23 protein-coding genes are annotated in these 22,722 nt (G+C 28.1%); 1 reads left to right on the top strand and 22 read right to left on the bottom strand.

Annotation, left to right across the window (positions count from 1 at the left end):
• Positions 1–31: 31 nt before the first annotated feature.
• The 3 genes from recG to ABHC41_RS05635 all read right to left on the bottom strand — a co-directional run bounded on the left by recG (position 32) and on the right by ABHC41_RS05635 (position 4,146).
• Positions 32–2,089, bottom strand: a complete 2,058-nt coding sequence (recG, locus tag ABHC41_RS05645) for an ATP-dependent DNA helicase RecG (protein WP_166505865.1) — start codon at positions 2,087–2,089, stop codon at positions 32–34.
• Positions 2,090–2,158: 69 nt separating this feature from the next.
• Complete coding sequence (locus ABHC41_RS05640) at positions 2,159–3,781, bottom strand: DAK2 domain-containing protein (protein ID WP_092924367.1); 1,623 nt, start codon at positions 3,779–3,781, stop codon at positions 2,159–2,161.
• Positions 3,782–3,795: 14 nt separating this feature from the next.
• Positions 3,796–4,146, bottom strand: a complete 351-nt coding sequence (locus tag ABHC41_RS05635; RefSeq protein WP_092924364.1) for an Asp23/Gls24 family envelope stress response protein — start codon at positions 4,144–4,146, stop codon at positions 3,796–3,798.
• Positions 4,147–4,457: 311 nt separating this feature from the next.
• Here ABHC41_RS05635 and rpmB point away from each other — a divergent pair, with 311 nt between their 5' ends.
• Positions 4,458–4,646 (top strand): 50S ribosomal protein L28, encoded by a 189-nt coding sequence (gene rpmB, locus ABHC41_RS05630; RefSeq protein WP_092924361.1) that lies wholly within the window; start codon positions 4,458–4,460, stop codon positions 4,644–4,646.
• Between the two features lie 226 nt (positions 4,647–4,872).
• Here the strand turns inward: rpmB and ABHC41_RS05625 are convergent, their stop codons facing one another.
• The 19 genes from ABHC41_RS05625 to dapF all read right to left on the bottom strand — a co-directional run bounded on the left by ABHC41_RS05625 (position 4,873) and on the right by dapF (position 22,669).
• Positions 4,873–5,022, bottom strand: coding sequence for a 2-oxoglutarate translocator (locus ABHC41_RS05625; protein WP_092924358.1), 150 nt, complete (start codon positions 5,020–5,022; stop codon positions 4,873–4,875).
• Between the two features lie 140 nt (positions 5,023–5,162).
• Complete coding sequence (locus tag ABHC41_RS05620; protein ID WP_166505866.1) at positions 5,163–5,690, bottom strand: flavodoxin domain-containing protein; 528 nt, start codon at positions 5,688–5,690, stop codon at positions 5,163–5,165.
• A 162-nt stretch (positions 5,691–5,852) separates the two neighbouring features.
• A complete protein-coding gene (locus ABHC41_RS05615) occupies positions 5,853–6,497 on the bottom strand; it encodes a thiamine diphosphokinase (RefSeq protein WP_166505867.1) in 645 nt (214 codons plus the stop codon).
• 9 nt (positions 6,498–6,506) lie between these two features.
• Positions 6,507–7,163, bottom strand: a complete 657-nt coding sequence (gene rpe / locus ABHC41_RS05610; protein WP_166505868.1) for a ribulose-phosphate 3-epimerase — start codon at positions 7,161–7,163, stop codon at positions 6,507–6,509.
• A 1-nt stretch (position 7,164) separates the two neighbouring features.
• Positions 7,165–8,049: a ribosome small subunit-dependent GTPase A gene (gene rsgA / locus ABHC41_RS05605; RefSeq protein ID WP_092924346.1), complete on the bottom strand. Its 885-nt coding sequence runs from the start codon at positions 8,047–8,049 to the stop codon at positions 7,165–7,167.
• 168 nt (positions 8,050–8,217) lie between these two features.
• Positions 8,218–10,113 carry a Stk1 family PASTA domain-containing Ser/Thr kinase gene (pknB, locus tag ABHC41_RS05600; protein WP_271892416.1) on the bottom strand — a complete coding sequence of 632 codons (1,896 nt, stop codon included), beginning with the start codon at positions 10,111–10,113 and terminating at the stop codon, positions 8,218–8,220.
• Positions 10,114–10,125: 12 nt separating this feature from the next.
• Complete coding sequence (locus tag ABHC41_RS05595; protein WP_195237244.1) at positions 10,126–10,875, bottom strand: Stp1/IreP family PP2C-type Ser/Thr phosphatase; 750 nt, start codon at positions 10,873–10,875, stop codon at positions 10,126–10,128.
• Between the two features lie 18 nt (positions 10,876–10,893).
• The gene (gene rlmN, locus ABHC41_RS05590; RefSeq protein ID WP_092924337.1) at positions 10,894–11,925 is read right to left on the bottom strand and encodes a 23S rRNA (adenine(2503)-C(2))-methyltransferase RlmN; all 1,032 of its coding nucleotides are present in this window, start codon (positions 11,923–11,925) and stop codon (positions 10,894–10,896) included.
• A gap of 9 nt (positions 11,926–11,934) precedes the next feature.
• The gene (gene rsmB, locus ABHC41_RS05585) at positions 11,935–13,260 is read right to left on the bottom strand and encodes a 16S rRNA (cytosine(967)-C(5))-methyltransferase RsmB (RefSeq protein ID WP_092924334.1); all 1,326 of its coding nucleotides are present in this window, start codon (positions 13,258–13,260) and stop codon (positions 11,935–11,937) included.
• Positions 13,261–13,316: 56 nt separating this feature from the next.
• Positions 13,317–14,018 (bottom strand): zinc metallopeptidase, encoded by a 702-nt coding sequence (locus ABHC41_RS05580; RefSeq protein ID WP_092924331.1) that lies wholly within the window; start codon positions 14,016–14,018, stop codon positions 13,317–13,319.
• A gap of 34 nt (positions 14,019–14,052) precedes the next feature.
• Positions 14,053–14,805 (bottom strand): DUF116 domain-containing protein, encoded by a 753-nt coding sequence (locus tag ABHC41_RS05575; protein ID WP_166505872.1) that lies wholly within the window; start codon positions 14,803–14,805, stop codon positions 14,053–14,055.
• A 9-nt stretch (positions 14,806–14,814) separates the two neighbouring features.
• Entirely contained in the window at positions 14,815–15,744 is a 930-nt protein-coding gene (gene fmt / locus ABHC41_RS05570; protein WP_195237240.1) for a methionyl-tRNA formyltransferase, read from the bottom strand.
• A 14-nt stretch (positions 15,745–15,758) separates the two neighbouring features.
• The gene (gene def, locus ABHC41_RS05565; RefSeq protein WP_092924321.1) at positions 15,759–16,199 is read right to left on the bottom strand and encodes a peptide deformylase; all 441 of its coding nucleotides are present in this window, start codon (positions 16,197–16,199) and stop codon (positions 15,759–15,761) included.
• Between the two features lie 19 nt (positions 16,200–16,218).
• Complete coding sequence (gene priA, locus ABHC41_RS05560) at positions 16,219–18,708, bottom strand: primosomal protein N' (protein ID WP_195237238.1); 2,490 nt, start codon at positions 18,706–18,708, stop codon at positions 16,219–16,221.
• Positions 18,709–18,817: 109 nt separating this feature from the next.
• Positions 18,818–20,017, bottom strand: a complete 1,200-nt coding sequence (gene coaBC, locus ABHC41_RS05555; protein ID WP_166505875.1) for a bifunctional phosphopantothenoylcysteine decarboxylase/phosphopantothenate--cysteine ligase CoaBC — start codon at positions 20,015–20,017, stop codon at positions 18,818–18,820.
• 5 nt (positions 20,018–20,022) lie between these two features.
• On the bottom strand, positions 20,023–20,286 hold the full coding sequence (rpoZ, locus tag ABHC41_RS05550) for a DNA-directed RNA polymerase subunit omega (protein WP_166505876.1): 264 nt from the start codon (positions 20,284–20,286) through the stop codon (positions 20,023–20,025).
• Between the two features lies 1 nt (position 20,287).
• Complete coding sequence (gmk, locus tag ABHC41_RS05545; RefSeq protein ID WP_092924309.1) at positions 20,288–20,905, bottom strand: guanylate kinase; 618 nt, start codon at positions 20,903–20,905, stop codon at positions 20,288–20,290.
• A 53-nt stretch (positions 20,906–20,958) separates the two neighbouring features.
• Positions 20,959–21,840 carry a YicC/YloC family endoribonuclease gene (locus ABHC41_RS05540; protein WP_271892432.1) on the bottom strand — a complete coding sequence of 294 codons (882 nt, stop codon included), beginning with the start codon at positions 21,838–21,840 and terminating at the stop codon, positions 20,959–20,961.
• 1 nt (position 21,841) lies between these two features.
• Entirely contained in the window at positions 21,842–22,669 is an 828-nt protein-coding gene (dapF, locus tag ABHC41_RS05535) for a diaminopimelate epimerase (RefSeq protein WP_271892434.1), read from the bottom strand.
• Positions 22,670–22,722 lie beyond the last annotated feature (53 nt).

Genomic DNA, 22,722 nt, shown 5'->3' with positions numbered 1-22,722 from the left:
ACCTCATTGTATATTTTAGCATAATTTTATATTAATTTAACGAAATTTCTTTAACTATATTCTCAAATTTATTCATAATTTCACGTTTTAAGCCTTTATTTTCATAATTATCTAACTTAGAGTCTTTAGAAAATATAATTCTAGCTTCTTGTTGAGCAAGTTTAAGTATTTTCATGTGTTTAAATATATTTGCAACCTTTAATTCTGGTAAACCATGTTGTCTTGTTCCAAAAAATTCACCAGGCCCTCTTATTTCTAAATCTTTTTCTGATATTTTAAATCCATCATTTGTTTCTTCCATTATAGACATTCGTTGTCTACAAACTTCTGATTTAGATGCGTATATTAATATACAATAAGACTTATGACTTCCTCTACCTACACGACCTCTTAACTGATGAAGCTGTGCTAACCCAAATCTTTCTGCATTTTCTATTATCATAAGTGTTGCATTGGGAACATTAACTCCAACCTCTATAACTGTTGTTGAAACTAATATATCTATTTCTTTATTTTTAAAACTCTTCATTATAGAATCTTTTTCGCTGCCTTTCATCTTTCCATGTAAAAGACCTACTCTAAGATCGCTAAAATATTCAGACTTTAGCTCATCAACTAGTTCTGTAGCTGCTTTAGCTTCTATAGCTTCACTTTCTTCTACTAGAGGGCACACTATATAAACTTGTCTTCCTTTTTCTACTTCTTTTCTAACTAATGAGTTGTAAGCTCTATCTCTTTTTCCTTTATCAACTGCTATAGTTTCAATTGGCTGCCTTCCTGGAGGAAGCTCATCTATTATAGATATATCCAAATCTCCATAAAGTATAAGAGCTAATGTTCTTGGTATTGGAGTTGCCGTCATTACTAATATATCTGGATTCTCTCCTTTTTCCGATAATTTGCTTCGTTGCCTAACTCCAAATCTATGTTGTTCATCTGTTATTACTAACCCTAGATTATTAAATTCTACTTTATCTTCAATTAGTGCATGAGTTCCTATTAATATATCTATTTCTTTATTTTTTACTCTTTCTAAAACTTTTTCTTTATTCTTCTTTGTTAAACTACCAACTAGTAATTCTACATTCACTCCAAAAGGCTTTAAAGTTTCTGTAAGAGAAATATAATGTTGTTCAGCTAATATTTCAGTAGGAGCCATTAATGCACCTTGATATCCATTTAAAATACAATGTGATAATGCTAAAAGAGCTACGACTGTTTTACCTGATCCAACATCACCTTGTACTAGCCTATTCATAGCACTATTTGAATTCATATCATCTATTATTTCATTTAATGCTCTCTCCTGAGCTTTCGTTAATTTAAATGGTAATGAACTTCTTATTTCTTCTAGTTTCTTATTTTCTAAAAACTTTATACCATCGACTTCACTTACTCCATTTTTAAACATAAATAATCCTAACTGTAGCATTAAAAATTCTTCAAATACGATTCTATATAAAGCAATTTTTAAGGCTTCTTTACTGCTTGGATTATGAATATTTCTAACAGCGTAATCTATGCTACATAACTTATATTTTTCTAATATATTAATTGGAAGATACTCTTTTATGTTTATTTCCTTATCATTAAGCACTCCTTTTATTATGCTACTTACTTCTTTATTAGTAACTCCATAAGTTAAAGGATATACAGGTATTATTTTACATGTAGATTTTGGTGAGTTGCTAAGGTGCTCCACTTCACAAGAAGTTAATTCTACATTTTTAAATTCTTTTTTAACTTTACCAAATACTAATATAGTATCTCCAACTTTAAATGCATTTTTTATATATTCTTGATTAAAAAATACTAATTTTGCATACCCTGTTTCATCTCTTACGTCTAGCTTAGTTATATTAAGACCTTTTCTAGGAGATGACGTATGGCTTCCTACTATAATAGCTTTTATAGTAGCTCTATCTTCATTTTCTAGTTGAGCAATCTTTTTTATATTATTTCTATCTTCAAATTGTCTAGGAAAATAATATAATAGATCTTTTAGCGTAAATATATTTAATTTATTGAGTTTTTGAGCTCTTTTAGGTCCTATCCCTTTTACATACTGTATATCTTTATTTAAATCCATATTATCACCTATTAGATAAAAATCCTGTACAATCCTTACTAAGTAGGATTTTACAGGATTTTTTAAATATTATTCAACTGAAATTAAGTAGTAATAAAGAGGTTGACCTCCGTAATATAATTCTACATCTATGTCTTCAAACTTTTCTTCTAACTCGTCACGAAGTTTGTTTGCATCTTCTTCTTTTACATCTTCACCATAGAATAAAGTTATTATAGCACTATCTTCATCTACTATATTTTCTATAAGCTTAGTTGTTATTTCATCAACACCATCTCCAGCAGATTGTAATTTTCCTTCTGCTATACCTATTATATTACCTTCTTTAACTTCTATATCATTCATAACAGTATCTCTAACTGCAAATGTAACTTGACCTGATTTAACTAGTCCTAAAGACTCCATCATAGCTTCTTCATTTTCTTCTACAGATAAGTCTGCATTGAAGTTTACTAATGCTGTAAATCCTTGAGGAGTATTTTTAGTAGGAATTACTATTATATTTTTTTCACTTAATTCTTTTGCTTGATTAGCAGCCATTATTATATTGCTATTATTTGGGAATATAAATATATTTTTAGCATGAATTTCTTCTATAGCTTTCATAAAGTCTTCTGTGCTAGGGTTCATTGTTTGTCCACCCTCTATTATGTAATCAACACCAAAATCTTTAAAAATTTGAGCTAGTCCTTCACCCATAGAAGTTGCTATGAATCCATATTCTTTTTCTTCTACTGCTGATGCTGTTTCATCTTTTGTATCAAGCAATATGTTTTCATGTTGTACTTTCATGTTTTCTATTTTTATAGTTATTAATTGTCCATATTTTAAAGCATCTTGTAATACTAGTCCTGGATCATTAGTATGAACGTGCACTTTTATTACACCGTCATCTCCAACTACTGCTAAACTATCTCCATACTTCATCATCATATCTCTTATTTGTAAGTCGCTTACTTTATCACTTTCTAATATAAACTCAGTGCAATAAGCAAACTTTATATCATCCGTATTTATTTGCGCTTGAGCTGATGATTGTGTCGTAGTAGTAGATGATTTTTCTAAAGCCTCTATAGAATTTCCTTTTAGAGCTTCTAACATTCCTTCATATATTAGTACTAGACCTTTACCTCCAGAGTCTACAACTCCAGCTTCTTTTAGTGCTTTTAATAATTCTGGTGTTCTATTTAATGAATTATTAGCTTCCTTTATAACCATTTCTAAGAATGCTACTAAATCTTTTTCTTTCTTACAAGCTGAAAGTGCATATTCTCCACTCTCTCTTACTACTGTAAGTATAGTCCCTTCTATAGGCTTTATAACAGCCTTATAAGCTGTATCTGAACCATTCTTAAATGCATCTGCTAAATCTGATGTAGATATCTTTTCTTTTCCTTCTATTGATTTTGCAAATCCTCTTATTATTTGAGATAGTATAACACCTGAATTTCCTCTAGCTCCCATTAAAGAGCCTTTAGATAGAGCTTTACCTATTTCAGTTATATTATCCCCCTCTACCTTAGACAATTCTTTCATTGCATAAGATATAGTAAGAGACATGTTTGTTCCTGTATCTCCATCTGGAACTGGAAAAACATTTAGTTTATCAACTAAATCTTTATTATTTTGAAGATTATTTGCACCTGACACAAACATATCTCTTAATAATTTACCATCTATATATTGAATCATTTTCTTCCTCCTAATTACTTAACTCTAATTCCTTGAACATTGATATCTATTTTACTTACTTTTATAGCCGTTGTGTTCTCAACTGTATATTTTACTCTATCTATTATGTTATTTGCAACAGTAGATATATTAGTTCCGTATTGTAGTATAACATATAATTCTATAGCTATAGTGTTATCTTCTAATTCTTGTACTAAAACACCTTTTAATACGTTCTCACCTTTTAATAGTTCTACTATACCCTTAGTTTTATATGCTAAACCTACTAATCCATAACTTTCCATAGCAGCTCTGTATGCAATTTGTGCTATAACATGTTTATCTATTTCTATATTTCCATATTGATTACTTACTTTTACGCTCATGATTTACCCCCTTAGGTTCATATTTTTATTTGGAATAAATATTTTATTTATATTATTATAAAAATTTATATATCCTATAATACTATAAATATGATATAATTTAAACCTACGTAATTATTTTGTAATAGTAAATATTTTATTTTAAATATTTACTTTATACAAAATTATATATATAATTTTATATGATAACAAGACATTGTTCAATATTTGTTAAGCAAATATATATTTCTATTGCACGTTTTTAATATTTATGTTAATATAAATATGTTTTTAGTCTTTAAATAGTTATCATTTTAAGGAGGTGTACGTAAATGGCAAAGGTATGTAGCGTATGTGGTAAAGGAAAGGTTTCTGGAAACCAAGTATCACACTCAAATAGACATAACAGAAGAACATGGTCAGCTAACTTAAGAAGCGTTAGAGCTATAATAGATGGAACTCCTAAGAGAGTTAAAGTTTGTACTAGATGTTTACGTTCTGGAAAAATAGAAAGAGCTTAATTGTTCTTTAAAGCCTACTAATTAGTAGGCTTTTTTATTTCATATGTATTTTTATAATTTCATCTAATGATTATAGTAATTACATTAATTACTTTTTCTTGCTTCCCTTCATAAACTTTAATATAATTCCAGCTATCCATTTAGGCATTTTTATTGTTACCATTTTCATTTAACATTCCCCCAATAATATTATTTATTTGGCTTACTTATAAAGCATATTCAAGTATCAATAAAAAAATAGTAAAACTCCACATCCAATTAAAATAACTGCTGTAAGCAATGTCCAAATCCACCCCGGAAGCATCATAGATAAAAGTACTGCTCCTCCTGTTGACAAACATAACATTCCCAATAACACCTTAGAGCTATTTTTCATTAAAACACCTCCTTGAGTTATTTTACTATTTAAACTTATGTATATATTAAATTTATGCAAAATAGTCCATATTTAGACCTGTCCCACTTTTTATTAATAAATTTTTTCAAAATAAAAAGACGTATTTCAAAATACATCTTTTACAAAAGTTCTATCAATTTATCTATACTTTTTTTATCACACATATCTATTTGTTTATTAAAACTATCTAAAATCAACTTATCATCTTCTGTAAGATCTCTAAAATCTTTTTTATCTATATATACCTTTAATCCCTTCATAAGGATTTTGTCTTTTATACTTAATTCATTATAGAATATTGAACCTCTAAAATTAACTAAAGTTATATTACTTGCTATTTCATCACTAAAATTTTTATCTATTAGATTTTTTCTTAATTCTTCAGAAATTGATTCCATACCTACAGTAAATATTATTACTCTTTTATCTTTTATATTATGAAAGTTTTTCTCTATAAAACTTATTCCATTTATTTTGCTTGCATATATTCCTCCACCATATATTATAGTGTTATATTCTTTTAAATCCTTATTTCTAATATCACTAACTTCATATAAATCGGCATTTAGCCTCATTGCTATCCATCCAGAATATTTTTTAGTACTTCCATATTTAGATTTATATATAACCGCTACCTTATTATCCATAAAACCCCTCCAAAATTATAATTATTACTATATTTGACTTATGTGTTTTATAATCCTTTTATACAATTTAAATATTTTAAGTTTATATAGATTTATATTTTTTAGCTCATAAATAATATTAATTTAGTATTATTACACAAAAAAGATGACTTTCGTCATCTTTTATATATTTCTAATAGCAATTAAACTACCTTCATTTACTTTTACTCTACATTTATTTTCTAACATTACATTAGATATTCCTAATGGCAAATAAAACTTCATATCATATTCCTCTAAGGGATATTCAAAATTAGTAAGGGTAACTCCTTTTGCATCACCACTTAAAGGTATTACTGATACAGTATCTCCTATATTTCCTTTAATTTCTATTTCTTCATTTATAGCTATCTGTATTATCTCTTTTTCACTTATTATAGTAGGTATCATTCCTATACTTTTTACAAAGTACAATAAGTTTATATTTGCAATAGTATGATCTATTCTTCCTCCCAAAGCAAAATAAAAATCAATTTCCTTTACTTTAAGATTTTTAGCTAGATAAATACACAACTCCGTATCTGTTTCATTTTTTTTCGAAGGAAACCTTTCAAACTTTACATTTAGGTTCTTATAATAATTGACTATACTACTATCTACAGAATCTAAATCCCCTATTATATAATCTGGAACTATATCCATGTTGTAGATATGATTTGCTCCTCCATCTGCACATATTATATAGTCGTACTTATTTTTGGCTAATATTTCTTTAATATTATTGTAGTTCTCTGATTTTCCATTTAGTATAATGCAAGCTTTTTTCAATTTTTATACCTATAAACTAGCATTTTCTCTAAATAAATTTACTGTTTTTACTATATCATCACTATTAAATATTGCAGAACCCGCAACTATTATATTAGCCCCAGCCTTAACAACTTTATCTACATTGGTAGGCTTTATTCCTCCATCAACTTGTATGTCTATATTTAAATTTCTATCATCTATTAGTTTTTTTAATTCTTCTATTTTAGGTATCATACCCTCTATAAATGATTGCCCACCAAATCCTGGATTGACAGTCATTATAAGTACCATATCTACATCTTCTATTACATGTTTTATAGTTTCTATTGGTGTTGCTGGGTTTAGTGCAACTCCAGCTTTTACATTGTACGATTTTATATTTTGTATAGTTCTGTGTAAGTGTTTACATGCTTCTTGATGAACAACTATTAAATCACAACCTGCATCTACAAAATCCTTTATATAATTATCTGGATTTTCTATCATTAGATGTGCATCAAATACCATATTTACATCTTTTCTAAGGGACTTAACAAGACCTGGCCCTAAAGTTATATTTGGAACAAAATGTCCATCCATAACATCGATATGAAGGTATTCACATCCTGCACTTTCTACTTTTTTTACATCTTCTAATAGTCTTGCAAAATCTGCTGATAATATTGACGGTGCTAATTTAATCATTTTAATATCTCCTCTTCCCTTGTCTTATTTCATTTAATAATTGTATATAGCTATCATATCTTTTTTTAGATATTTTTCCTTCACTAACAGCTTCTTTAACTGCACAACTTGGTTCATTTTCATGTATACATCTAAAACCAAATCTACAGTCATCAAACTCATCAAATTCTATAAAATATTCTTTAAGTTCACTTTCTTCTATATCATCAAGAGTTAGAGAACTAAATCCAGGTGTATCTGCTACCATTCCTCCACACTCTAGTTTTAAAAGTTCTGCATGTCTTGTTGTATGCTTACCTCTTTTTATTTTATCACTTACTTCACCAGTTTGTAACTCAAAGTTTTTATCTATTTCATTTAATAGACTTGACTTACCTACCCCAGATGGACCTGCGAATACTACTACATTTCCATTTAATTCTTCTTTTATCTTATCTATATTTAATTTAGTTTTATTGCTAACTGGTATTACTTTATATCCACTTATTTCATATATATTTTTTAGCTCTTCTACTAAATCTCCATCTTCATCTAAATCTACTTTAGTTAAAACTATGACTATATCTAGGTTTTCCTTTTCAGCCAATACTATAAATCTATCTAATAACGATAAATTAGGCTTAGGATTTTTTATAGCAAATACTATAAGTGCTTTGTCTACGTTTGCTATAGGTGGTCTTATAAGTTCTGTATCTCTTTTGTCTATTTCCTCTATTACACCCTTTTTATCCTCTTCATCTACTATATTTATTTTTACTCTATCCCCAACTAAAGGTGTTATCTTTTGCTTTCTAAATATTCCTCTAGCTTTACATTCATATATCCCATTTTCAGTGTCTATGTAATAAAATCCCCCTATTCCTTTTACAATTTTTCCATCTAACATCTATTTCCTCCTCTAATTTTTCTAGCATAATTATTCTTTCCTATTTTTATATAATATCATAATAAGTTAACAATTAACCTATATTTATTTTTTATTACTTAAAATATCATTAATATTTATTAAAATAAAAGCCCAACTTATTAAGTTGGACTTTTTTGTTTAACTAATTTATTCTTGTGATTGTGTAGTATTTCCACTTCCTTCAGTACCAGTGTTATTTCCTCCACCTTGAGAAGAATTACTTCCTCCATTGTTTGAATTTTCTCCACTAGGTGAATTTCCACCTGTGTTTCCTCCAGTATTACCACCAGCATTATCCCCTGGTTTTTCTGGAGTAGTATTACCTGATTCCCCTGAGTTACCTTGACTATTTCCAGAATTATTTGAACCATTACCTGTCTCTGGTTTAGTGTTTTGATTTTCGTCTGGTGTAACTACTGGAGGAGTTTGTGTATTATCACTTTCCTCTTTTTTATTTTCTTCAGGTGGTGCTACTGGCTTAGGTCCCTTACTTACCACTACATCAACTGCTTCTCCATTCCCTGAAATAGATGTACCTGATTGAGGTGTCTGTCTAATTATATTTCCTTCTTTAAAGCTTTCGCTAAACTCTTGCTTAACATTGCCTAAAACTAAATTATTTTCTCTTAGTACACTCTCTGCTTCTATTAAGCTAAGTCCAACTACATTTGGAACCTGAGCTTGTTTTTTACCTTTACTTAAAACGATAGTTACAGAATCTCCTTCTTTTACTTGTTTTCCAGCTTCCGGCATTTGAGATATTACATGGTTAGCTTCTACATTTGTATCATATTCTTCTTTTATTGTTACATTTAAGCCTAAATCATCTAGCTTTCTTTGAGCTTCATCTAAGCTCATATTTTTAACATCAGGAGTAATCACTGTCTCCACTCCTGTTTGATTGCTATTTGATCCTAATAAATATTTGCCTGCTAGATAAACTTGAGCACCTAATATTATTATCAATATTACTGCTGCAACTACAAGTATTTTTTTCATTAAAGGGCTATCTTCTTTTACTTCTTTTTTTCTTCTATTTGAATTCTTAGATTTCTTTTTTTCATTTCTGTTTTGCTTAGGGTCTTCATACTCGTCTTCGTCTTCATAATCATCATATGCTTCTTCTTGATTATCATCAACATTAACCATAGAGTTTCTTAATTCCCTATCTTCTATCTTTTGAGTAGCATAGTTATCATATTCTTTTATAAAATCTAAATCTATATTCTTTTCTATGTACTCAATATCTTCTATCAATTCTTCTGCACTTTGATACCTATCAGCACTAGATTTTTCTGTTAGCTTTTTTATAATAGTTCTTACACTTTGAGGAATTCTAACTTTCTCCTCTTGAGTGAAATCTAAATTATCATTTATATGCTGAAGTGCTATTGATATAGGACTATCTCCCCTAAATGGTACCTTACCTATTAACATTTCATATAATACTATTCCTAAAGAATAAAGATCTGCATTACTAGTTACAAATTTACCTTTAGCTTGTTCTGGTGAAAAATAATGTACAGAACCTATTATACTTCCAATGTTTGTCATAGTAGAATTAGATACAGCCTTAGCTATACCAAAGTCTGCTACTTTAACTATTCTGCCTTCATTTGATATAAGTATATTGTGAGGTTTTATATCTCTATGAATAATACCTTTTCTATGTGCTGCACTAAGAGCCATAGCTATTTGTTTAGTTATATCAAGTGCAGTATATTCATCTAAAACACCTTCATTTTTTATTATTTCTTTTAAATTTTGCCCATCTATAAATTCCATTACTATGTAATGAACTTTTCCATCTTCTCCTACATCATATACATTTACTATATTAGGGTGCGATAAACTAGCTACAGCTTCTGCTTCTCTTTTAAATTTTCCTAAGAACTCCTCATCATCAACAAATTCAGGTCTTAAAACTTTTACAGCTACAGTTCTGTTTAAAAGTCTATCTTTAGCTTCATATACAAAAGCCATTCCTCCATCGCCAATTTTTCTAATAATTTCATATCTATTACCTAAAACAGTCTCTCCCACTTTATCACCATCCTATTTATCCTCTATTACTATAACAGATATATTGTCCCTTCCAGACATGCTGTTTGCTTTATTTATTAACTCATCACTTATCTCTTTGACTTCAATGTCTTTCATCATAATCTCTTCAATACTTTCATTATCAACAAATCCTGTTAAACCATCACTACATAAAAGAATTTTATCTCCTCTATCTATTTCATGCTTAAATATATCGACAATAACTATTTCTTCACTTCCCATAGCTCTTGTTATATGATTTCTTCTAGGATGATTTTTAGCTTCTTCCTCTGTTATGATGTTTGCCTTTATTAGCTCTTCAACTACAGAATGATCCATTGTAACTTTTTTAAATTCATTTTTACTTAATAAATAACATCTACTATCTCCAACATTAGCTACATATAACTTATTTTTATATAGTATAGCCGTTGTTAAAGTAGTCCCCATGCCTGAATATTCTTCACCACTTATAGACTTTTTATATATTATGGAGTTCACTTCATTATAAGCTTGTTTTATTATATCATCTATATAGTCTATTTTGATGTTATTATTTTGTAATAAGTTTTCCTTTAAGAAAAACATTATATTATCTACTGCTAGCTTACTTGCAACTTCTCCTTTTTTATGTCCACCCATTCCATCTGCTAGGGCAAATATGCCTATATCAGCAGAATCCGTTTTTATAATTTCACCCATACAATAATCTTCGTTATTTTTCCTAACTAGGCCTATGTCTGAGTCACAACTATAAATCATTAGACTTCCCCCCTAAAGCTACTTATGCTTTCTTCTTAATTGTCCACAAGCTCCACCAATATCAGAGCCCATAGATATTCTAACTGTAGCTGGTATATTATTTTTTTCTAATATATCTTTAAACTTGTATATATGAGACTTATCTGGACGTTTAAAGTCTCTTTCTTCTACATTGTTTATAGGTATTAAGTTAACATGACATAACATGCCCTTTAGTAACTTTATTAGTTCATTTGCTTCATTTGGCGAATCATTTACACCTTTTATAAGAGAGTACTCTAGGGTAACCCTTCTATTTGTCTTTTTTATATAATACTTGCAAGCATCTAGTATCTCCTTTATAGGATATGCATTTGCTATTGGCATAATTTCTTTTCTTTTTTCATCATATGGAGAGTGAAGTGATAAAGCAAGGTTTATAGGTATCTCTAAATCTGCAAGTTCTCTCATTTTTGGTGCTATACCACAAGTTGATAAAGTTATATGTCTATAACCTATATTTAAACCATTTTTATCATTTACTATTTCTAAAAACTTCTTAGTATTTTCAAAGTTATCTAGTGGTTCACCACTTCCCATTAAAACAAGATTTGATACTCTTTTACCTGTATCTTCTTGTATTTTTAGTATTTGATCTAAGATTTCCCAAGGCTCTAAATTTCTTAAAAGCCCATCTATAGTAGATGCACAAAACTTACATCCCATTCTACATCCTACTTGATTTGATATACAAACTGTAACTCTATCATCGTAATCCATCATTACAGTTTCTATTATATTACCATCGTTTAATAAAAATAAATACTTTTTAGTTTTATCAATCTTTGATTCTAATTTCAATTCGATTTCTATATTTCCTATATAGGATACTTCAGCTAATTTTTCTCTTAAACTTTTTGGAATATTATTCATATCATCAAAAGTCTTAGCACCCTTGTATATCCAAGAGTAAACTTGACTTCCTCTAAAAGCTTTTTCTCCTATAGTTTTCATAAACTCTTTTAGCTCTTCTTCTGTAAAGTTTTTTAATGCAACTTTATCTTGATTCATATTTTATCACTACCTTACTTTTCTTAATTTTGCTATAAAGAAACCATCCATTCCATGTATGTTAGGATATATTTTTAAATATCCTTTATCTTGGTTATCTAAATCTACATTCACTTCATCTATAGGTACTAATTCAAAATCATTGTTAGTCTTTATAAACTCATTTATTATATTTATATTCTCAGTATCTTCTATAGTACAAGTACTATATACAAGTATTCCATCTTTCTTAACATACTTAGATGCATTTTCTAATATAGTTTTTTGTATTAAAGGTAAATCTTTTAGTTCTGCCTTTGTTTTATATTTTATTTCTGGTTTTCTTTTTATTATTCCAAGTCCTGAACATGGTACATCTGCCAATACATAGTCAAATTTATTTATACTTTTTTCATCTACTTTAGATGAGTCAAATTTTTCTACAACTACATTTTTAAGACCTAATCTATTTACTGTTGATGTTATAAGTTTTAATTTATGTTCAAATATATCTCTGGCCAAAACTTCTCCAGTATTATTCATAAGAGTCGCTAAATGAGTAGTTTTTCCACCTGGTGCACTACACATATCAAGTACTAATGAATTTTTTTTAGGATTAACTACTTTTCCAACTAACATTGAACTTATATCTTGAACTGTAAATAATCCTTCTTTAAACAATTCATTATTTTCTATATTTTTAAAGTTTTCCACTCTTATAGCTTCTTCTATAAGGTTTACTTTATAAGCTTTTACACCTATATTATTTAGCTTTTCTATAAGTTCATCTCTGTTAATTTTTAAAGTGTTAACTCTTAAGTATAAATTTGGCTTTTCATTATTAGAATCTAATAAATCTTTTGTGAATTCTTCTCCAAAGTTTTTAATCCAATTTTTTATCATCCATGGACTATAAGAGTATTTAGTAGATAAATACATTATGTTATCATCTATATCTACTTTTAAAATCTCTTCTTTTTTTCTTATTATATTTCTAAGTATTGCATTTACAAATCCTGATGATCTTTTATCATATTTTTTGACTAAATTTACGGTCTCATTAACAGCTGCATAATCAGATATACTATCTAAAAATGCTATCTGATATACACCTAATCTTAGCAATATTTTAACACAAGTTGACATCTTTTGTGTCTTTATCTTAGAAAGTTTATTTATTATATAATCTAAATAATATTGATTTTCTATTACACCATATATTAATTCTGTAGCAAGACCTCTATCTTGATTAGTCATTTCAATTTTCTTAAAATGTTTATTTATTGATGTATTAGAATAATTATTATTCTCCTCAATATCTAAAAGTACCTTATATGCTATTTCTCTTGCCTTCATGCTATTTCTCCTTAATTTAAACAGAAAAAGTCCTAGAAACCCTAGGACAATCTCCTTTAATCATTATCTCTGTTTGCTATTGCTAGTAATCTAAGTAGTTGTAAAACTGAAGTTAATGCTGCAGCTACATAAGTTAATGCTGCTGCTGTAAGAACCTTTCTACTTTGATTAGATTCTCTTTTGTCTACTATTCCTAGATTATTAAGCTGAACTATAGCTCTACTTGATGCATTAAATTCAACTGGTAATGTTACTATTTGGAATAAGACTGATGCTGCAAATAGTATTATTCCTATTTCTAAAAATGGTCCCCTCATTATAAATCCTAAAGCAATTAATAACCAAGATATATTAGATGAAAAATTAACTATAGGAACTAAAGCACTTCTAAAATTAAGTGGTACATATCCTTTAGCATGCTGTATTGCATGGCCACATTCATGTGCCGCAACTGATATAGATGTTATCGATGTTCCATAATATATATCTTGTGATAATCTAACAGTATTACTTCTTGGATCATAATGGTCAGTTAAATGCCCTGTAACCATTTCTATAGATACGTTATTTAATCCATTAGAATTTAATATTGTTCTTGCTACTTGTTCTCCAGTATAACCTTTACTTGAATTCACTCTTAGATACTTACTAGTAGTACTACTTACTTTAAATTGAGCATAAATAGTAAAAAGTATCGCTGGAATTAATATCATAATTGTAGGGTCTAAACCATACCCATATCCATATGGATAAAACATATAAAACACTCCTATCTTAATTTAATATAGATTCTTATAAAGATAAGCTATATATTCTCTCTGTAAAAAATTTTATAGCTTCTTCAACTTCATTTATATCTATATTAGTATCTACACAAGGTCCATTAGGTCTTTTATTAAATACACCTAAAACGGGTACATGTCTCATATCTTGTACTCCAGCTGTTAAGTCCCTTTCACAAGCTACTGCTATAACAGCTTTTGGTCTGTTATCCATTATTATTTTTCTGGCTAGTGTTCCCCCTGTAGCTACAAATATATTTACATTTGTTTTTTCTTTTAATTTTACTAAATCTCCTATATTACACAAACCACAAGTTGCACAGTTTTCTATTTTGTTAGTAACTTTTAACTTACAGCTATTTCTTTGAACACAATGAGGTATTAATATTAATATTTCTTCTGGCTTTAAGTTATAACTATTACTATATATATATTTATTGTTTAATTTTATATATACCTTTCTTATTTCATTTTTGGGTATATTAACAAATTCTGCAATAATAGTTATTATAGGAAATAAAAATGATACGATTTTAAAGTTAACCTTCATTAAAGATGAGTCTACATCTTTATCCCTTATAATATTATTTGTAACTACTATAGAAAATATTATTACTATCGATGCTAATAATATTAGTATATCTGTTATTATAGCAAATACACCTGCTAAAGTAGATATAAAAAAGTTAACAAGTAAACCTATAGTCAAAAGAATTACTAATAATATACCTATGGCCGTCATATACTTTTTTGATTCTACCATTTTATTTACCTAGCCTAATATTTTTGAAGTATCTATACTGTTTCCCTTTATATATTCAGAAACTAAAACTCTTTTCTTTCCTGGCATTTGTATTTCTTCAAGTAATATTACTTTATCTAAAGTGCTTACTTTTATACCATCTTTATCAACGCTTAATATAGTTCCAGGTGCTTTTTGACTTTCCTCATTTAGCACTTTCGTCTTCCATACTTTCATAGTCTTTCCATCATAAGTTGTATATGCACTTGGCCATGGATTAACCCCTCTTACAAGGTTATGTATATCTTTTGCACTTTTATTAAAATCTATATTTCCTAAAGACTTATCCATCATAGGTGCATAACTAAACTCATCATGATTTTGCTTAGTTCTTGGTGCACACCCTTTTTCAATTAAGTCTAAAGTTTCTTTTAGAGTTTCTGCTCCAACAACCATCATCTTATCATGAAGCTCTCCTGCTGTTATTTCATTATCTAATGCAAACTCTTTTTGTAGTATCATATCTCCAGTATCTAGACCTTCATCCATATACATAGTAGTAACTCCTGTTTTTTCTTCACCATTTATTATTACCCAGTTTATAGGTGCCGCTCCTCTATATTTTGGAAGTAAAGAAACATGGACATTTATACAACCAAACTTAGGAATATCTAATATAGATTTAGGAAGTATTTGTCCATAAGCTACAACTACTATTACATCTGGATTTAATTCCTTTAATACATTTACAAACTCTTCATCTCTTGCCTTTAATGGTTGATATACTGGTATATCATATTTAAGTGCAAGCTCTTTAACAGGAGGCATTCCAAGCTTTTTACCTCTATTTTGAGGTTTATCTGGTTGAGTTATCACACCTATTACTTCATGTTTTTCATCTATTATTTTTTGTAAACACCCAAGAGCAATCTCAGGTGTACCCATAAATACTATCCTCATTTAATCATCTCCTACTACTTTTGTACTTTGTCTACAAATAATACACCATCTAAATGGTCTATTTCATGGCAAAATGCTCTTGCTAAAAATTCTTCAGCCTTTATTTCAACATATTGACCTTGTCTATTAAATGCTCTTACTGTTACATAATATGGTCTATTTACAGCTCCACATTCGCCTATAACACTTAAGCATCCTTCATCTCCTAATTGCTCTCCAGAAGTTTCTATTATTTCTGGATTTATAAGTTCTATTATACCATCACCGATATCTATAACAGCAACTCTCTTTAATACTCCTACTTGAGGTGCAGCAAGACCTACACCATCTGCATGATACATTGTTTCTGCCATATCATCTAATAATTGTATTAATCTATCATCTATTTTTTCTACCTTTTTTGCTTTTTTTCTTAAAATAGGGTCTCCTATTTGAACTATTTCTCTTAACGCCATTTTTGTCTCCTCCTATATTTTATAATATGTTGTTTGGATTAATATCTATGGATACATTAACCTCTTTATTAAACACTACGTCTCGTTTTGTTATACATATATATTTTATTATACCTTTTAATAGATTTATTTCAATATCCTCATCCTTAAATAATATCTGCCATCTATAATTTTGGTTTATTTTTGATATTGAACATGGGTTTGGACCTAATATGAAATCAAAATTATTTATACCCCTAGATTTGAGAAGATAAATAATTGAATCATACATATTCTTAGCATTTTGCTTTACTATATGTTCATTTTCACCGCTTATTACAACACTTACCATATTGTTAAAAGGAGCATATCCAAATGCTTTTCTGATTTTTATTTCATCTTCATAAAATCCTTCATAATCATAGTTTATGGCTCTTCTTATAGCATAGTGATCTGTATCATAAGTTTGAAGAATAACCTTACCTTCCTTATCAGATCTTCCTGCCCGTCCTGAAACTTGAGTTACTAGCTGAAATGTAGTTTCAAAACTTTTAAAATCCGGAAAATTCAATATCATATCTGCTGATAATATTCCTACTAAGGTTACATTGTCAAAGTCTAATCCCTTACTCAACATCTGTGTTCCTATTAATATGTCTGCTTCTTTATTTTTAAATTTATTAATAATTTCTTCTAATGAACCTTTTTTAGAGGTAGTATCTTTATCCATTCTAAGAATTTTTGCATCTTTGAATATATTTTTTAACTCTTCCTCTATCTTTTGAGTTCCTATTCCAAAAGGTTTTACATAGTTGCTTCCACATTCTGGGCACTCATGAGGTATTTCTTTTTCATAACCACAATAATGGCACCTTCCTATGTTATTTCTTTTGTGATATGTTAATGATATATCACAATTTTCACATTGAAATACATAACTACAGTTTCTACATGATACAAAACTTGCATAACCTCTTCTATTTAAAAATAATATTACCTGATTATTATTTTTAATAGCAGTTTCTATTTCTTGTTGTAGTCTTATGCTAAATATACTCTTATTTCCATTATTTAGTTCTAATTTCATATCTACAACTTCAATTTTTGGAAGCGGTCTTTTATTAGCTCTAGATTTTATTTCTATTAATTCATACTCTTTATTGCAAGCTTTATAGTATTCTTCAACAGATGGAGTTGCAGAACCTAATATCAACGATATATTTTCCTTGTGCGACATATACCTAGCAACTTCTATAGTGCTAAATTTAGGGTTTTTCTCTGACTTATATGAAGACTCATGAAATTCATCTATTATTATTACACCTAAGTTTTTAAATGGAGCAAATAATGCAGATCTTGCACCTATTAATATTCTTATTTTGCCTGCTTTTATAGCTTTATACACATCATGTTTTTGACCTTCTGATAATTGACTATGAAATACTCCTACTATATCTCCAAACCTATTTTTTAATCTATCTATAGTTTGTGGAGTTAGAGATATCTCTGGTACTAAAAATATACTATCTAAACCTTGATTTAGTGCATAATCTATAACTTCCATATATACTTCTGTCTTACCACTACCTGTTACACCATGAATCATGTAAGGTTTTTTATTTTCTTCAAACATCTCTGATGTTATTTTATTAACAGCATATAATTGCTCTTTATTTAATTTTATATCTTTATAGTCCGTGCTATATATATCTTTAGGCCTTCTATAATAATCTCTTATTTCTAAATTAATTAAATTCTTATCATATAATGATGTTATGCTTTTTTTAGATGCATTTAACAATTCCATTATATCATTTATTTCACTATCATCATTGTACTTTAAAAAGTTTATAACTTCTTTTTGCTTACTTCCTAGGGCTATCTTATTGTTTTTTATATATTCATCTATATAATCACTATCAATAGCTAATGATACATAGCATATTTTCTTTTCATTTTTATGATCTTTATATTCCCATAAAATATCTATTATATTTTTTTTATTAAGTCTGTAAAGTATATTATTTATCTTATTTATAGACTTTAATTTATCTATTTTTATCTTTCCTTTGTTATCTAGTATAGAATTTACTACTATCTGCTCATCTTCATTTAATGAACTAATTACACCTTTTATTTCTAATTGGTCTAAATTTCTTATATCGCTATTTAAAACTGCAACTTTATAATTATTTAACTTATATCCTTTTGGATATATTAAGTTTATACAATCTATATATGTGCACAGATATCTATTTTTCATCCATTTTACCAATTCTAAATCTTCTTTTGAAAATATAGGCTCTTTATCTAATACATCTATAATTTCTTTTAACCTTATGTTATCTTCTACTTTATTATTTATCTCAAAGACAAAGGCTTCTGTAGGTTTATTTCCTCTACCAAAAGGAACTAAAACTCTATGACCTACTTTTAAATCATCTATTAAAAGATTTGAAAATTTGTATGTAAATAAATTGTCTGTATGTATAGTATTGCTTCTTACTACTAATTTCGCATACTTTTCCATTATAAAACATCTATCTCCTACTCGTATTAACTAGATTATATCCTTTTTAATAGCTATTTACTCAATTATACCTCTTGCTAAAAATAAAAGCATCTAAATTAATAGATGCTTATCTTTGTAGTAACTTATTGACATTATCTAATATAACATCTGCCACTTCTTCTTTTTTCATTTTTGGATATTCTGTAATATTTCCATCTTTATCTATAATCTTAACTATATTAGTATCTACACCAAATCCAGCGCCTTTTTTAGTTAAATCATTAGCTACAATAAAATCTAGATTCTTTTTCTTTATTTTACCTTTAGCATTTTCTATAAGGTCATTAGTTTCTGCTGCAAATCCAACTAGTATTTTATCTTTTTTTATCTTGCCTATTTCATAAGCTATATCTTTATTTCTTTCTAATTCTATAGATAAATCATCATCAGATTTTTTTATTTTCTTATTAGAATAGTTTTTAGGCTTATAATCTGCTACTGCTGCACTTTTTATTACAACTTGATTATCATCTAAGTTTTCTAAAACTGCATTATACATATCCTCAGCACTTTCTATTTTTATAAGCTTTTTTATATTTTTAGGAACTTCTAGATTAGTTTGTCCTGATATTAAAGTTACATTAGCACCTCTATTTGCTGCTTGAGTTGCAATTGCATATCCCATCTTACCTGTAGATCTATTGCTTATAAATCTCATTGGATCTATGCTTTCTACTGTAGGTCCAGCAGTAACTATTATATTTTTACCAATTAAATCTTGCTTTTGTGTAAGTAAATTAACTACTTCATTTACTATTACCTCTGGTGATGCTAACTTACCTTTTCCAGTATCTCCACAAGCAAGTCTTCCACTTTCTGGATCTACAAAATTACAACCTAGTTCCTTTAATATTTTTATATTTCTTTGAAGTACAGGATTTTCATACATATTAGTATTCATAGCAGGTGCTATTAATACTTTTGCCTTAGTAGCCATAACTGTTGTTGTAAGCATGTCATCAGCTATGCCATTAGCCATTTTACCTATGAAATTAGCAGTTGCAGGTGCTATTAAAAATACATCTGCTTTTTTAGCTAGTGATACATGCTCTACATCCCAAGTTTTTGGTTCTTCAAACATATCACAAACTACATAGTTTTGGCTTAATGATTGAAATGATAATGGAGTTACAAATTCAGTAGCAGCTTTAGTCATTATAACATGAACATTTACACCTAATTTTCTAAGTCTACTTACTACATCTAATGATTTGTATACAGCTATTCCTCCACTTACTCCTAGTACAACAGTTTTACCTTTTAACATAAGAATTACTCCTCTTCTGTAATTTTTTGTTCTAAGTGCTTTTCAGCTTCATTTAAATCTATTTCTTCTTGAGTTAATAATCTATAGCTTATTTTACCATCAGCAACTTCTTGAGTCGCTATAGTTACAGGTTTGTTATCTCTAGTTTTTGTAGTTGTTATAGGCTCAGCACCGTCTATTATTTCTCTAGCTCTTTTTGCTACTGTTCCAACTAAATAATATCTGTTGTCTATTTTGTTTAATACTTCATTTATTGATGGTTTTAACATTTTATAATTCCTCCTTGAATTTTGCTATTATATTATTTTTATATCTATTAACTTTATTTTTTTCCGCTAATATTATACTTTCTAATTCTTTTACTGATGTATTTACATCTTTATTCACTACAAAATAGTCGTAATCAGATATTTTGTTTATTTCTTCAAATGCACAACTAAATCTTTTGTGTATTTCTTCTTCTGTTTCTGTTCCTCTTCCAACTATTCTATTTTTTAATTCTTCAAGAGATGGCGGTAATACAAATATAAATACACCCTCTGGATATACATCTTTTATTTGCTTAGCTCCTTGCATTTCTATCTCTAATATGACATCTTGTCCATTTTCTAAAGATTCTATTATAGCAGCCTTTGGTGTACCATAAAAATTGTCATAAATTTGAGCATACTCTAAAAATTCACCATTATTTATCATCGTTTGGAATTTTTCTTTTTCTAAAAAGAAGTAATTAACTCCATCAACTTCGCCATTTCTTGGCTTTCTAGTTGTTGCTGATACCGATAATTTTATATCGTGATTTTTGTTTAGTAGCTCTTTGCATATTGTACCTTTACCAGCTCCTGATGGACCAGATACAACTAATAATAGCCCTTTTTTCTTAAGCATTACTATCTTCCTTTCTGATATACAAGTTTCATTATTATATATTTTATTATTATTTATTCTATATTTTGTATTTGCTCTCTTATTTTCTCTAATTCAGATTTAACTTCTACTACTAAATTAGTTATATTTAAGTCTGATGATTTTGATCCTATTGTATTTGTTTCTCTGTTCATTTCTTGTATTAGGAAGTCTATCTTTCTTCCTATTGATTCGTCTTTTACTATAGTCTTTTTTAATTGCTCTATATGACTTTTAAATCTTACTATTTCCTCTGTTATACTGCTTTTATCTGCATATATTGCAACTTCTTGTGCCAATCTATTTTCATCTATTATGCTAGGATTTTCTAGTATCTCAGATATTCTAGTATTTAATTTTTCTTTATAATCAATAACAACATTATATGAATACTTTTCAATTTCTTCAATATAATTTTTAAGAAGGTCACATCTCATTATAACATCTTCTGCTAATTTTTTACCTTCTTCTATTCTCATTTCTTTTAAATTACTTAAAGCTTCTTCTAAAGATTTTTTAAGCATTTCCCATAAAAATTCTTCATCTTCTTCTTTTTCTTCAGCTTTTATTATGTCAGGAAACTTAGCTATATTCATAACGCTTATATCATCTATTAAATCAAACTTATTTTTTATTTGATTTAATATTCCTACATATTGACTAGCTAATACTTCATCGAATTTTAAGTTTACATCTTCACTACCTAATACGTCAAGCTTTATGTATAAATCAACTCTACCTCTTTTTACATAATTTTTTATTAAGTTTCTTGCCTTTTCTTCTAAAAATGATATCTTTCTTGGTAATCTTATATTTATATCTGCATATTTATGATTTATAGTCTTACACTCTATTACAAAATAATAGTTATCATCTTTATATTCTCCTCTACCAAAGCCAGTCATACTTATTGCCATATTATACCTCCAAAATACCTTCACATATTTTAACTGCAGGCCCTGTCATATATATACAGTCCTCATTTATATCTATTTTTACACATCCACCTTGTGATGTTACATATACATTTTTATCTAATTTTCTTAAAAAATTTCCTATAACTGCTGATGCTGTCATTCCTGTACCACATCCTAAAGTATAACCACATCCTCTTTCCCAAGTAGCTACTTTTATATTATTATTATCTTCAATTTTTACAAAGTTTACATTAGTGCCTTTTAAAAACATTTTATTTTTTTCTATTTCACTTCCATATTTATGTACATCATTTAAGTTTATATCATCTACAAAAACAACAGTATGAGGAACTCCCATTAACATAGAGCTTACTATAAATTCTTTATCTTTTACTTTTATCTTTTGCTCTAAGAAAGTTTCCATAGTATGAATCATAGATATGTTTTTACACAAGAAGCTTCCACTTCCCATATTAACTTTTACTAAACTTGTTATATTATCCTCTTTGTTTATATTTACTTCTTTTATTCCATCAAGAGTTTCTATTTTAAAATTTTCTTTTAATACTATCTCATTGTCATAAACATATTTAGCAAAACATCTAAGTCCATTTCCACACATAGATGCTATCGACCCATCAGAATTATAATATAACATTTTAACATCTGCTATGTTAGATTTCTTAACAATTAAAAGCCCATCAGCACCTACTGAAAATTTTCTATTACATACTTTTTTTGCTATTTTTTCGTATTCATCATATTGATCAAACCTTTGGTCTATAACTATAAAATCATTCCCTATCCCATGTAATTTCCAAAATTCCATACTATCCCCCCTCTAATTTAATCCCTAACTTAATATTATACAATATATTAATA

It is taken from the genome of Romboutsia sp. 1001216sp1 (genome assembly GCF_039841805.1).
In the GTDB taxonomy this organism is placed as follows: Bacteria; Bacillota; Clostridia; order Peptostreptococcales; family Peptostreptococcaceae; genus Romboutsia_C; species Romboutsia_C hominis.
The sequence above is the reverse complement of the archived record's forward strand: the minus strand, read 5'-3'. Positions and strand labels throughout refer to the sequence as shown.

Bases quoted from the DNA above. Each gene is read 5' to 3' on its own strand.
- recG (WP_166505865.1), bottom strand. From the start codon at position 2,089: ATGGATTTAAATAAAGATATACAGTATGTAAAAGGGATAGGACCTAAA.
- ABHC41_RS05640 (WP_092924367.1), bottom strand. From the start codon at position 3,781: ATGATTCAATATATAGATGGTAAATTATTAAGAGATATGTTTGTGTCA.
- ABHC41_RS05635 (WP_092924364.1), bottom strand. From the start codon at position 4,146: ATGAGCGTAAAAGTAAGTAATCAATATGGAAATATAGAAATAGATAAA.
- rpmB (WP_092924361.1), top strand. From the start codon at position 4,458: ATGGCAAAGGTATGTAGCGTATGTGGTAAAGGAAAGGTTTCTGGAAAC.
- ABHC41_RS05625 (WP_092924358.1), bottom strand. From the start codon at position 5,022: ATGAAAAATAGCTCTAAGGTGTTATTGGGAATGTTATGTTTGTCAACA.
- ABHC41_RS05620 (WP_166505866.1), bottom strand. From the start codon at position 5,690: ATGGATAATAAGGTAGCGGTTATATATAAATCTAAATATGGAAGTACT.
- rpe (WP_166505868.1), bottom strand. From the start codon at position 7,163: ATGATTAAATTAGCACCGTCAATATTATCAGCAGATTTTGCAAGACTA.
- rsgA (WP_092924346.1), bottom strand. From the start codon at position 8,049: ATGTTAGATGGAAAAATTGTAAAAGGAATAGGGGGATTTTATTACATA.
- ABHC41_RS05595 (WP_195237244.1), bottom strand. From the start codon at position 10,875: ATGATTTATAGTTGTGACTCAGACATAGGCCTAGTTAGGAAAAATAAC.
- rlmN (WP_092924337.1), bottom strand. From the start codon at position 11,925: ATGAATCAAGATAAAGTTGCATTAAAAAACTTTACAGAAGAAGAGCTA.
- rsmB (WP_092924334.1), bottom strand. From the start codon at position 13,260: ATGAAGGCAAGAGAAATAGCATATAAGGTACTTTTAGATATTGAGGAG.
- ABHC41_RS05580 (WP_092924331.1), bottom strand. From the start codon at position 14,018: ATGTTTTATCCATATGGATATGGGTATGGTTTAGACCCTACAATTATG.
- ABHC41_RS05575 (WP_166505872.1), bottom strand. From the start codon at position 14,805: ATGGTAGAATCAAAAAAGTATATGACGGCCATAGGTATATTATTAGTA.
- fmt (WP_195237240.1), bottom strand. From the start codon at position 15,744: ATGAGGATAGTATTTATGGGTACACCTGAGATTGCTCTTGGGTGTTTA.
- def (WP_092924321.1), bottom strand. From the start codon at position 16,199: ATGGCGTTAAGAGAAATAGTTCAAATAGGAGACCCTATTTTAAGAAAA.
- priA (WP_195237238.1), bottom strand. From the start codon at position 18,708: ATGGAAAAGTATGCGAAATTAGTAGTAAGAAGCAATACTATACATACA.
- coaBC (WP_166505875.1), bottom strand. From the start codon at position 20,017: ATGTTAAAAGGTAAAACTGTTGTACTAGGAGTAAGTGGAGGAATAGCT.
- rpoZ (WP_166505876.1), bottom strand. From the start codon at position 20,286: ATGTTAAAACCATCAATAAATGAAGTATTAAACAAAATAGACAACAGA.
- gmk (WP_092924309.1), bottom strand. From the start codon at position 20,905: ATGCTTAAGAAAAAAGGGCTATTATTAGTTGTATCTGGTCCATCAGGA.
- ABHC41_RS05540 (WP_271892432.1), bottom strand. From the start codon at position 21,840: ATGGCAATAAGTATGACTGGCTTTGGTAGAGGAGAATATAAAGATGAT.
- dapF (WP_271892434.1), bottom strand. From the start codon at position 22,669: ATGGAATTTTGGAAATTACATGGGATAGGGAATGATTTTATAGTTATA.